The sequence below is a fragment of the Pseudomonas sp. 06C 126 genome, from assembly GCF_001855215.1.
GTDB lineage: Bacteria > Pseudomonadota > Gammaproteobacteria > Pseudomonadales > Pseudomonadaceae > Aquipseudomonas > Aquipseudomonas proteolytica.
Genome location: NZ_MIFU01000002.1, coordinates 87,351 through 99,058 on the forward strand (window position 1 = coordinate 87,351; position 11,708 = coordinate 99,058).

An 11,708-nucleotide genomic window follows, 5' to 3' on the forward strand; every position below is an offset into this window, starting at 1 on the left:
GGTGGCGGTCTTCGCCACCCGAAGCTCCACGCCTTACGATCCCGTGCCACCCACGGTGATCGCATCAATTTTCAGGGTTGGCTGGCCGACACCGACCGGCACCGACTGCCCATCCTTGCCACACATCCCTACACCACTGTCCAACGCCAGGTCGTTACCGACCATCGACACCTTGCTCATGGCCTCCGGGCCGTTGCCAATCAAGGTTGCGCCCTTGACCGGTGCGGTAATCTTGCCGTCCTCGATCAAATAGGCTTCGCTGGTAGAGAACACGAACTTGCCGCTGGTGATATCCACCTGGCCGCCACCCAGGTTGGCGCAATAGATCCCGCGTTTGACCGAGGCAATGATCTCTGCCGGGTCGCTTTCGCCCGCCAGCATGTAGGTATTGGTCATGCGCGGCATCGGCAAATGCGCGTAGGACTCACGCCGACCGTTGCCGGTGCGCGCCACGCCCATCAGGCGCGCGTTGAGCTTGTCTTGCATATAACCCTTGAGCACGCCGTTTTCGATCAGCGTGGTGCACTCGGTGGGCGTGCCTTCATCGTCGACGCTCAGGGAGCCACGACGACCGGCCAATGTGCCGTCATCAACGATGGTGCAGAGCTTCGAGGCGACCATTTCGCCCATGCGCCCGCTATAGGCGGAACTGCCCTTGCGGTTGAAATCGCCTTCCAGGCCGTGCCCCACCGCTTCATGCAGCAATACACCGGACCAGCCCGAACCCAGCACCACCGGCAGCGTACCGGCCGGCGCCGGGATGGCTTCCAGGTTGACCAGCGCCTGGCGCAACGCCTCGCGGGCATAGCCCATGGCTCGGTCTTCGGTGAGGAAATAGCGATAATCCGTACGCCCGCCGCCGCCATGGCCGCCACGCTCGCGACGGCCGTTCTGCTCGACGATCACACTGACATTGAAGCGCACCAACGGCCGCACATCCGCCGCCAGGCTGCCATCGGTGGACGCCACCAGGATGCGCTCCCAGACACCGGCCATGCTCACACTCACCTGCTGGATACGCGGGTCGAGGGCACGGGTTGCGGCATCTACACGCTTGAGCAGCTCGACCTTTTCGGCCCGGCTGATCACTTCCAGCGGGTTGTCCGGGCCGTACAACTGGGTCACGTCCTGGGTACTGAACGCCTGCACGGTACCGTTCTGGCCGGCACGGGAAATTGAGCGCGCCGCACGAGCTGCCAGGCCCAGGGCTTCCAGGGTGATGGCATTGCTATAGGCAAAGCCGGTCTTCTCACCGGACTGCGCACGCACCCCAACCCCTTGGTCCAGGTTGAAACTGCCGTCCTTGACGATCCCATCTTCCAGGGACCATGACTCGGAGATCTGCCCCTGGAAATACAGGTCGGCGGCATCGATGCCAGGCCCGGCCAGGTCGCCCAGTACGGTTTGCAGACTTTCGATGGTCACGCCACCGGGCGCCAGGAGGTGTTCACTGACTGAGGACAACAACTCGCTCATAGGTTCGGCCTTAAATTCATCGTTCTGAAGCAGGTCGCTGTGCGCCCTGCGAGAAAAAGCGCCGGTGGCCTGCCACCGGCATGCGCGCCCGTATCGACGCTTGTTCGCTACTATCACGTTCGGCCAACAACACCGCTTCGCCTTGATCCTGTTGTGCCAACACTCGCCCCCACGGATCAACAATCGCCCCGTGGCCATAGGTTTCCCGCGGCCCCGGATGCACGCCACCCTGTGCGGCCGCCAGCAGGTAACACTGGGTTTCGATGGCCCGCGCACGGATCAACACATCCCAGTGCGCCGCGCCCGTTACCGCCGTAAAAGCCGAGGGTGCGGTAATCAATTCGGCACCCGCAGCACGTAATTCGCTGTATAGCTCCGGGAAGCGCAGGTCATAACAGACCGTCAACCCCAGGCGCCCGACCGGCGTATCGGCCACCACCACTTGGTTGCCGTAAGCATAGTCGTCGGATTCACGATAACGACCGCGCGCGTCAGCCACATCCACGTCAAACAGGTGCAGCTTGTCGTAGCGGGCGACGATCTGACCCTGCGCGTCGATCAACAACGAGCAGGCATTGGACTTGGCATCGGGGTGATCCAATGAAGGCAACGGCAATGTGCCGGCCACTATCCATAAGTTGAGGTCACGGGCGGCCAGTTTCAACCAGGGCAGGATCGGCCCATCGCCCAAGGCTTCGGCGCGGCCGATGGCGGCCACATCGCGCCGGCCCATGGCGGCGAAGTTTTCCGGCAGGACCGCCAGTTGCGCGCCCCCTGCCGCCGCCTGCTCCAACAAGCGCCTGGCCTGGGCCAGGTTGGCCAGGACATCGCTCTGGCTGACCATCTGGATTACCGCAAAGGACATGGGCCGACACTCCATAAAAAGCATGGGGCCATGCTACTCCACAGGCGCTTATTGTGGTTTTTCAAATGGCTTGTCGAAGGTGATTTTTGGATCTTTCCATGGCCCTTCCACCTTGTACTGGACGCTGGCAAAACGCGAAACCCGATCACCGATCAACTTGTCGATCAAAAACAACGCGCCACCAATGGCCGGCGCGCCGACGATCAATGCGGCGATAGGCAGGTTGTTGGTCACCGGCAAGGTCACCAGTAACTTGGCATCGACGCGATCAGCCACCAGGTCCAGGGTACCGTTGAGTTCCAGGTTGCTCGACGGCCCCGTGAGGATTATCGGCTCGCGGGTCACAAACACACCATTGCTGGCAGCCAGCAGGCCCTTGACCCGGTCATAGCTCAGGCCCTTGCCAAGCAAATCCGAGAAGTCCAGGCGCAAACGCCGGCCAATGGAGTTGAAGTTCAGCAGGCCAAACACCCGCAACGCCTGGGCACCGCCCTCGACCTCGACAAACTGGCCCTTGCGGAACGACGCATCCAGGCTGCCGGAAAAACGCTTGGGCCCGACCCACGCAGGCGAACCCGGCCAGCGCCCGTCTACATCCAGATGAAAATCCTGGCTGGTCACGGTGGGCGCAAAGCCCCAGCCCTTGAGCACATCGGCGATATTCTTGCCATCCAGGCGCCCCTTGTACCAGCTGTTGCTGGCGCCAGGAGCCCCTTCCCAACCACCAGCGCCCTTGAGCTGCATGCCCTTGAGACCCAGGTCGAGGTTGTTGAAGGCCATGCCCTTGGCTGTCGGACGCACCTTCAAGGACCAGGCGCCGATCAGGTCGGGGCCCTGGAACAACTGGGCAATGGCGATATCCAGCGCGGGAATATCCTTGGGATCGATGCCGGCCAGGGGATCAGGCGCGTTTTCATCGGCCTGTACCGTAGGGTCGACCGCCGGCAGCTTCACATACTGCAGGTTGATGGCAATGGGCGCGCCCTTGGCATCTGGCAGGCCAACAGTGCCCTTGGCCTGCTGGCTGTCGAGCTGCAAGCCCCAGGCGGCGGGCTTGCGATCCAGTTTCAGGGTGACCTGATCGAGTTGGGTCCCAAACCCGGTCAGCTTGCCGATCTTGAAATCGGCACTGCTCAGCAGTTGCTTGGCATTGCCGCCCGGATCATTGCCGGCGTAGCGCTCCACCAACTTCTTCCAGGGATCGATATCCAGTTCCGACAGCACCCCGCGAATCCGCAGGCCCTTGCCACCGGGCAACAAGGCATCGCCATCACCGAGGAACAGCTCGCCCCGGCCCTGGGTAAAGTTGTCCGCCGGGGCTGCAAAGGTAAAGTTCGCCAACTCGCCGTAATCAAACCAGTAACGCCGCTCCGCGCCTTGCAAAGTCATGCGGAACACACTGTCACGCCCCTGGCTGGCGGGCATGCCAAATGGCGCAGGCAAGTCCACCGCCACGCCCTTGAGGTTGGAGCTGACCCGCAACTGGCTGTCGGCGCCATCCAGGTCAAGCTGCAGTTGATACGGGATATCCCCGGATACCGGCAGCGGCTGGCTGACTTTCAGCCAGTCGGTAAGGCGCTTGACCGTTACCTGGCCCTTGGCGGTGACCCGAGTGCTGAGATTGCCCGGCTTGCCCCCAGGCGCAATCTGCGCCGTGATCGGCCGGTCGAAGGCTTGGGCGCTGATGTTCTGGCCACTCAGGCCCTTGGCGCTGTCGAAGCGGAACTCGCCCTTGAGCTGGTTCAGGTCCAGGGTCGGCTCGGCCAGTTGCAGGCGCGCCTTGTCGGTCTTGAAGTCCACTACAATTTTCGGCTCGGTACCCTTCGCCAGGGGAATATCCAGGTCCAGGGAACCCTGTAGGTCGCCCTCGCCTTTCCAGCCGGCAAACGTCGACGCCGTGCCGATGGGTGCGTCCTGAAGGATCTTCAGGCCGTCCCCCAGACCGCCGGCAAAACCGCCCGTCAGCAGCAAATGGCTGTCATGGCCAGGCAGCGCATGGGGAATGTTGACGTAGATATCCTTGACCTTGGTATCGAGCAGTTGCCCCTTGCTGGCCAGGATGCGCACGCCGGTCTCTTCGACGAACACTTCACCGGCCACCTTGCTGACATGGGGCCAGCCCGGCTGGAACGCCAGCTCGGCGTCATGCACCTTGAAGAACAGGCTGATATTGCGCGCCGCCGTCACCGCATCGTGGTTCAGCGAGCCTTGGTACTGGAAGAAACCTTCATCGACCGCGCCCTTGAGAATCGCAGTACGCAGCCACTCATCCAGGGCCGGGCTCAACACAGCCGGCAAGTATTTGGAAGTAAAACGCCCATCGCCATCGACCATGCCGACCCGCAGGTCCATGTAGTCTTCCTGGCTATGATCGAAATGCAGGCGAATCAGGAAATCCGCCGCGACCTTGCCCTCTTCCCCGAGCACCTTGATATACGGCGCGATCAGGGTGAAGCCTTGCTTATCCAGCTTCCACGTCAGGCGTGCATTGGCCTGGATGTACTGCCAGGGCTTGGCGAAAATCGGGTCCAGGTGCAGGACGAAATCCTTGCTGTCCATGCGCAACTCGCCCTGGCCCAGGTCGCCACTGATGCTGCCGGATACATTGCGGGCCGCCGGCGCGCCGAAATAGGCGTCAAAGCCTACGCGCTCGAGGTTGGCAGCGAAGCTGACGCGCTGGTCGCCGGCCTCCTGCGGGCGATAATCGACCCGCACATTGCGCAGTACGCCCGTGGCCTTCAACGCTTCTACGGTCTTGGCAAAACCTTCCGGCAATGGCGCCAGGGCGTTGAGCAAAGGGGTAATCGGCGCCAGGTCCAAGCGGTCGGCCTGCAGGTTCCAGGTCTCCTGTGCCTTGTCGGTAGCCAGGGTTTGCTGCAATTGCAGGTGCGACTCCCAACGGGTGTCGCCCAGGTTCATGGCCAACGAGTCGAAGACCACCTTCAGGCCACTGTCACTGCGCTGCAGGTAGGCCGTCAGCCCCAGATTCTGGATGCTCGTGGATTTGCGCTGGGCATAACGAACCTTCACCTGCGGCGCATTGAGCCGCGCGGCCGCGCTTTGCAGCGTGCCATTGGCCCAGGTCAGCCAGAATTCACCACCAGCTTTCAACTCGCTGAGCTTCCAGTCCCGGGTCAACTTCGCCGGAACCCATTGCGCCCAATTGCTCTGGGGCAGGCTCAGGTAAGCCTGGACCTCACCGTCGCGCCACTGGCTGGCACGGATCCGCGTGCGCAGGCTCAGGGCCAGCGGTTGCCCGTCGGGCAAGGTCAGGCGGGCATCCAGGCGCTGGCGAGTGGCACCGGTTTGCAGGCTCAAGCCCACGTAGGTCAAGGTCAGCGGCGCTTGGTCGAACGGCTGCAAGGTAACCTGGCTGTCCAGCAGCGAGACCTTCGCCACCGCTTGCATGCGCTTGAGCAGTTGCTCCGGGTCCAGGGGTTGGTCGTCCTGTACCGGCAGGCCTTGCAATGCCCAATGCCCGTCCTGGTCCTCCTTGACGCTGAGCTGCAAGCCGCTGACTTCCAGATGGGCGATGCGCACATCCCACGCCAGCAGGCTGGCCCAGAGATCGGGCACCACTTGCACCTGGTCCAGGCGCAGGGCGCTAGGGCCTTCGCCGACCATCACATCATGGGCGAGCAATACCGGGGCAAAGCCGCTCCAGCGCCCTTCCAGGCTGCCGATGCTCAGTGGCATGTCGACCGCCGCCTGTGCCTTGGCCTCGACTTCGCCGCGGTACTCCGCGACCAATGGCGTCAATTCACGGCCCAGGCTGACGTAGACCGCCGCCAGGACCAACAGCAATGCACACAGGCCAAGGCCCCAACGGGTCAGTGCGGCAAAAAAGCGTTGCAGACGCTCCATGTCAGGCGACCCTCAAGGTAATAGTCGGACGGCAGCTCAAGGTTTGCCGGTCTCGTTGAAAAGGACTGATGCGGATCAGAGCAGCACCACGTCGTATTGTTCCTGGGAATACATGGTTTCGACCTGGAAACGGATGGTGCGGCCAATAAACCCCTCCAACTCCGCAACGTTGCCCGACTCTTCGTCCAGCAATCGGTCCACCACCTTCTGGTTGGCCAAAACTCTGTAACCCTCGGCCTGGTAAGCGCGCGCCTCCCGTAGGATTTCCCGGAAAATCTCGTAGCAAACCGTTTCCGGGGTCTTCAACTTGCCGCGCCCCTGGCAACTGCTGCACGGCTCGCACAGCACTTGCTCAAGGCTTTCGCGAGTACGCTTGCGGGTCATCTGCACCAGGCCCAACTCGGTGATACCGATGATGTTGGTCTTGGCGTGATCGCGCTCCAGCTGCTTCTCAAGGGTGCGCAACACCTGGCGCTGGTGCTCTTCATCTTCCATGTCGATGAAGTCGATGATGATGATCCCGCCCAGGTTACGCAGGCGCAGTTGGCGGGCAATGGCAGTGGCGGCTTCGAGGTTGGTCTTGAAGATGGTTTCTTCAAGGTTGCGATGGCCAACGAAGGCGCCGGTGTTCACGTCAATGGTGCTCATGGCTTCCGCCGGGTCCACCACCAGGTAGCCGCCGGACTTGAGCGGCACCTTGCGTTCCAGGGCCTTCTGGATTTCGTCCTCGACGCCATACAGGTCAAAAATCGGCCGCTCGCCGGGATAGTGTTCAAGGCGGTCGGCGATTTCCGGCATCAGTTCGGCGACAAATTGCGTGGTTCGTTGGAAAGTTTCCCGCGAATCGATGCGAATTTTCTCGATCTTCGGGCTGACCAGATCACGCAGGGTACGCAGGGCCAGGCCCAGGTCCTCATAGATGACGCTCGGCGCGCCGATGGTCTTGATCTGGGCAGCGATCTGATCCCACAGGCGCCGCAGGTAGCGGATGTCCATGAGGATCTCGTCGGCACCGGCGCCCTCGGCGGCGGTGCGCAGGATAAAGCCGCCCGCTTCCTTGATGCCTTCGGCCGCCACGCAATCGCTGACGACCTTTTTCAGACGCTCACGCTCACCTTCGTCTTCGATTTTCAGGGAAATGCCGACATGGGCGGTGCGTGGCATGTACACCAGGTAGCGCGATGGAATCGATAGTTGCGTGGTCAGGCGCGCGCCCTTGGAGCCGATCGGGTCTTTGGTGACTTGCACCACCAGGCTCTGCCCTTCATGCACGAGGGCGCTGATGCTCTCGACCGCCGGACCTTCGCGCAGGGAAATTTCCGAGGCATGGATAAACGCAGCACGGTCCAGGCCGATATCCACAAAAGCCGCCTGCATGCCCGGCAATACCCGCACGACCTTGCCTTTATAGATATTGCCAACGATCCCGCGCTTCTGGGTGCGCTCGACGTGCACTTCCTGCAAAACACCGTTTTCTACCACCGCCACGCGCGATTCCATCGGCGTGATATTGATCAGAATCTCTTCACTCATGGCTGGGTCTCGTTCAGGCGTTTTCACAATAGTGGCCGATCGCTTAAATGTGGCGCTGGAGTAACGCGTTCAGCGCACGGAAAGGTGTTGCCAACAGGGTATGCCGAAATGGCCCAGCAGTTCTGCTGTTTCGCAGACCGGCAGACCAACGACTGCGGAGTAACTGCCATTGAGGCCGGCGACGAATACTGCCGCCAACCCTTGGATAGCATAGCCGCCCGCCTTGTCCTGGGGTTCCCCGCTGTGCCAGTAAGTCGTTGCCTCGTGTGTGGAAACCTTGCGAAAGCGCACGCGGCTACTGACCAGGCGCGTTTCGCAGCGCTGGCCGTCGAGCACGGCAATGGCGGTGAGGACTTCGTGTTCACGATCAGAAAGGGCCAGCAACATGGCAAGGGCATCGGCCTGGTCAAGGGGCTTGCCCAGGATCCGCCCATCGAGGATGACGGCGGTATCGGCGCCCAGCACGCAGGCATTCGCGGTATCGGTCAATGTCGCCAGGCCTGCGGCGGCTTTGCCACGGGCCAGGCGTTCGACGTAGGACGCGGGCGATTCGTCGCCCAAGGGGGTTTCATCGATGGCGGCGTTGACCACGGTGAACGGCACGCCGATCTGGGTCAGCAGCTCGCGCCGCCGAGGAGAGCCGGAGGCCAGATAAAGCGCATGCATTGCAGACTCTCCCTGTGGGTTCGATAACCAGGCAGAGCCTCGCGACCCACTCAATTGATTTTATAGCGGCGACGCAGCCCACGCAGGCCGAAACTGATCCATGGCCACAACAGCGCACTGACCAGGGCCGGCAAGACCAGCGCCAAGGTGGGTTGGCGGTTGCCGGTCAAGGCACTGAGCCACAGCTGCACCAGTTGGGCCAGGCCGAAGATCACCAGGATGACCAGGCACTGTTGCCACATCGGGAACATGCGCAAGCGTTGCTGCAACGACAGCACCAGGAAGGTAATCAGCGTAAGAATCAACGCATTCTGCCCGAGCAACGTGCCATACATCACGTCTTCAGCCAGCCCCAGGCACATCGCGGTGACCATACCGACCTTATGCGGCAGGGCCAGGGCCCAGAATGCCAGGAGCAATGCCAGCCATAGCGGGCGCAGGATTTCCATGAATTGCGGCATCGGCGAAACGCTGAGCAGCATACCGATGGCGAAGGTCAACCAGACCATCCAGCCATTGCGTGAATGAGTACCGGCCATTATTGCGCCCCCTGTCGAGTGGTTGCCGGCGTGGGCGCCGCAGCAGGCGCAGTCGCCGCTGGTTTGACTGGCCGAGCAGGTTGGGCCACCGGCTTGGCCGGTGTCGCGGCAGCAGGCGTAGCGGGTACAACCGGTGTCGCCACAGGTGCCGCTGGCTTGGGTACGGTTGCCGGGATGATCGGCGTCGCAGTGCCGTCTTGCTTGTCCTGTGCTTCCTGGGCCTGGGCGGCGTCGTTGGCGCGCTCTTCCGGGGTGCGCGTGTCGCTGAACACCAGCAACAGGTAGCGGCTGCGGTTCAGCGCAGCCGTTGGCACCGCACGCACAATCGCAAAGGGCTGCCCGGAATCGTGGATCACTTCCTTGACCGTCGCCACCGGGTAGCCTGCCGGGAACCGCTGGCCAAGGCCGGAGCTGACCAGCAGGTCGCCTTCCTTGATGTCGGCAGTGTCTGCCACATGCCGCAGTTCCAGGCGCTCCGGATTGCCAGTGCCACTGGCAATCGCCCGCAGGCCGTTGCGGTTGACCTGCACCGGAATGCTATGGGTGGTGTCGGTCAGCAGCAGCACGCGGGAGGTATAGGGCATCAACTCCACCACCTGGCCCATCAGGCCACGGGCATCGAGCACCGGCTGGCCAAGGACCACGCCATCGCGCTCACCTTTATTGATGATGATGCGATGGGTGAAGGGGTTGGGGTCCATGCCGATCAACTCGGCCACTTCGACCTTTTCGTTGACCAGCGCGGAAGAATTGAGCAACTCGCGCAGCCGCACGTTCTGCTCGGTCAGGGCCGCCAGCTTTTGCATGCGCCCCTGCAACAGCAGGTTTTCGGTCTTGAGTTTTTCGTTCTCGGCAACCAGTTCGGTACGGCTGCCAAACTGGCTGGCCACACCTTGCCATAGCCGTTGCGGCAGGTCAGTGATCCAGTAGGACTGCATCAATACCAGCGACATTTGGCTACGCACTGGCTTGAGCAGTGTGAAGCGGGCGTCGACCACCATCAGCGCGACCGATAGCACGACCAGCACCAACAAGCGCACGCCCAATGAGGGGCCTTTAGTGAAGAGCGGTTTAATAGGCCGCTCCTCCCGGGCAGATATTCTCTTTATTCATACGGCATCAAACCGGCCTGGATGCAGATTGAAGAAGATAAACGCCAACAGGCAGCACTGCAAAGTGCTGCCTGTTGGCGAAACATGGCGTAACCAACGATCTTATTCGCTGGAGAGCAGGTCCATGGTGTGTTTATCCATCATTTCCAGTGCACGACCACCGCCACGGGCCACGCAGGTCAGCGGGTCTTCGGCGACGATCACCGGCAGGCCGGTTTCCTGGGCCAGCAACTTGTCGAGGTCGCGCAGCAAGGCGCCACCACCGGTCAGCACCAGGCCACGCTCGGCGATATCGGAAGCCAGTTCCGGCGGCGATTGCTCCAGGGCGCTTTTTACCGCCTGAACGATAGTAGCCAGGGACTCTTGCAGAGCTTCCAGCACTTCATTGGAGTTCAGGGTAAAGGCACGTGGCACGCCTTCGGCCAGGTTGCGACCGCGCACATCGACTTCGCGTACTTCGCCGCCCGGGTAAGCGGTACCAATTTCCTGCTTGATGCGCTCGGCGGTGGATTCGCCGATCAGGCTGCCGTAGTTACGACGCACATAAGTGATGATCGCTTCGTCGAAGCGGTCGCCGCCAACCCGTACGGATTCGGCATACACCACGCCATTGAGGGAGATCAGGGCGATTTCAGTGGTACCACCACCGATATCCACCACCATCGAACCGCGCGCTTCTTCAACCGGCAGGCCGGCACCGATGGCCGCAGCCATTGGTTCTTCGATCAGGAACACTTCGCGGGCACCGGCACCAAGGGCCGATTCACGGATGGCACGACGCTCCACCTGGGTGGATTTGCATGGAACGCAGATCAGCACGCGAGGGCTGGGCTGCAGGAAACTGTTTTCGTGAACCTTGTTGATGAAGTACTGCAGCATCTTCTCGCAGACGCTGAAGTCGGCGATCACGCCGTCTTTCATCGGACGAATGGCGGCAATGTTGCCAGGTGTACGGCCGAGCATGCGCTTGGCCTCGGTGCCCACGGCAACGACACTTTTCTGATTACCATGGGTCCGAATGGCCACAACCGATGGCTCATTCAGGACGATACCGCGCTCGCGCACGTAAATAAGGGTGTTGGCAGTGCCCAGGTCGATGGAAAGATCGCTGGAAAACATGCCACGCAGTTTCTTGAACATGGGAAAGGGACCCTAGGCAACGCGTGGGTAAAAAAGTGCGGCAAACTCTAACAACGACAGGGATTTTGGGCAAGGCGCCAATGTGCTAAATTGGCCGACTTTCTGTGCACCTAACCCCACAATCGCGGCCTTATGACCGTAGAAATGCGGTAGTGTTCCGACAATCTAACACACGGATAGCTTCCGTTCTGTTTTCCACTGGAGAATCCCATGGCGCTTGAACGCTCCGACGTGGAAAAAATCGCTCATCTGGCCTGCCTGGGCCTCAATGAAGCCGATCTTCCACAGACCACCGCAGCCCTGAACAGCATTCTCGGGCTGGTCGACCAGATGCAAGCGGTGAATACCGACGGCATCGAACCCCTGGCCCACCCACTGGAAGCCAGCCAGCGCCTGCGCGCAGACGTCGTGACCGAACGCAATAATCGCGAGGCCTACCAGTCCATCGCACCAGCGGTCGAAAACGGCCTGTACCTGGTTCCGAAAGTCATCGACTAAAGGGAAAGAGCCTGC

At 61.5% G+C, this 11,708-nt stretch carries 9 protein-coding genes; 1 reads left to right on the top strand and 8 read right to left on the bottom strand.

All coding sequences use genetic code 11. From position 1 onward, the window contains the following. Positions 1-33 precede the first annotated feature (33 nt). The 8 genes from tldD to mreB all read right to left on the bottom strand — a co-directional run bounded on the left by tldD (position 34) and on the right by mreB (position 11,195). A complete protein-coding gene (gene tldD, locus BHC62_RS02190) occupies positions 34-1,476 on the bottom strand; it encodes a metalloprotease TldD (RefSeq protein ID WP_029291818.1) in 1,443 nt (480 codons plus the stop codon). A gap of 16 nt (positions 1,477-1,492) precedes the next feature. Continuing rightward, positions 1,493-2,341, bottom strand: coding sequence for a carbon-nitrogen hydrolase family protein (locus BHC62_RS02195; protein ID WP_070994107.1), 849 nt, complete (start codon positions 2,339-2,341; stop codon positions 1,493-1,495). Between the two features lie 48 nt (positions 2,342-2,389). Further along, a complete protein-coding gene (locus BHC62_RS02200; RefSeq protein ID WP_070994108.1) occupies positions 2,390-6,205 on the bottom strand; it encodes a YhdP family protein in 3,816 nt (1,271 codons plus the stop codon). Between the two features lie 75 nt (positions 6,206-6,280). Next, positions 6,281-7,738 (bottom strand): ribonuclease G, encoded by a 1,458-nt coding sequence (gene rng, locus BHC62_RS02205; protein ID WP_029291823.1) that lies wholly within the window; start codon positions 7,736-7,738, stop codon positions 6,281-6,283. A gap of 69 nt (positions 7,739-7,807) precedes the next feature. Next, positions 7,808-8,404, bottom strand: a complete 597-nt coding sequence (locus BHC62_RS02210; RefSeq protein ID WP_070994109.1) for a nucleoside triphosphate pyrophosphatase — start codon at positions 8,402-8,404, stop codon at positions 7,808-7,810. Positions 8,405-8,454: 50 nt separating this feature from the next. Next, positions 8,455-8,943, bottom strand: a complete 489-nt coding sequence (gene mreD / locus BHC62_RS02215) for a rod shape-determining protein MreD (RefSeq protein WP_029291827.1) — start codon at positions 8,941-8,943, stop codon at positions 8,455-8,457. Next, positions 8,943-10,019 carry a rod shape-determining protein MreC gene (gene mreC, locus BHC62_RS02220; protein ID WP_071609992.1) on the bottom strand — a complete coding sequence of 359 codons (1,077 nt, stop codon included), beginning with the start codon at positions 10,017-10,019 and terminating at the stop codon, positions 8,943-8,945. Before mreC ends, mreD begins: the two co-directional genes overlap by 1 nt. 138 nt (positions 10,020-10,157) lie before the next feature. Beyond that, positions 10,158-11,195 carry a rod shape-determining protein MreB gene (mreB, locus tag BHC62_RS02225; protein ID WP_002555108.1) on the bottom strand — a complete coding sequence of 346 codons (1,038 nt, stop codon included), beginning with the start codon at positions 11,193-11,195 and terminating at the stop codon, positions 10,158-10,160. A 210-nt stretch (positions 11,196-11,405) separates the two neighbouring features. On the opposite strand from mreB, the gene gatC reads away from it, so the two are divergent. Then, positions 11,406-11,693 carry an Asp-tRNA(Asn)/Glu-tRNA(Gln) amidotransferase subunit GatC gene (gene gatC / locus BHC62_RS02230; RefSeq protein WP_003216077.1) on the top strand — a complete coding sequence of 96 codons (288 nt, stop codon included), beginning with the start codon at positions 11,406-11,408 and terminating at the stop codon, positions 11,691-11,693. Positions 11,694-11,708: the final 15 nt, after the last annotated feature.

Bases quoted from the DNA above. Each gene is read 5' to 3' on its own strand.
- tldD (WP_029291818.1), bottom strand. From the start codon at position 1,476: ATGAGCGAGTTGTTGTCCTCAGTCAGTGAACACCTCCTGGCGCCCGGT.
- BHC62_RS02195 (WP_070994107.1), bottom strand. From the start codon at position 2,341: ATGTCCTTTGCGGTAATCCAGATGGTCAGCCAGAGCGATGTCCTGGCC.
- BHC62_RS02200 (WP_070994108.1), bottom strand. From the start codon at position 6,205: ATGGAGCGTCTGCAACGCTTTTTTGCCGCACTGACCCGTTGGGGCCTT.
- rng (WP_029291823.1), bottom strand. From the start codon at position 7,738: ATGAGTGAAGAGATTCTGATCAATATCACGCCGATGGAATCGCGCGTG.
- BHC62_RS02210 (WP_070994109.1), bottom strand. From the start codon at position 8,404: ATGCATGCGCTTTATCTGGCCTCCGGCTCTCCTCGGCGGCGCGAGCTG.
- mreD (WP_029291827.1), bottom strand. From the start codon at position 8,943: ATGGCCGGTACTCATTCACGCAATGGCTGGATGGTCTGGTTGACCTTC.
- mreB (WP_002555108.1), bottom strand. From the start codon at position 11,195: ATGTTCAAGAAACTGCGTGGCATGTTTTCCAGCGATCTTTCCATCGAC.
- gatC (WP_003216077.1), top strand. From the start codon at position 11,406: ATGGCGCTTGAACGCTCCGACGTGGAAAAAATCGCTCATCTGGCCTGC.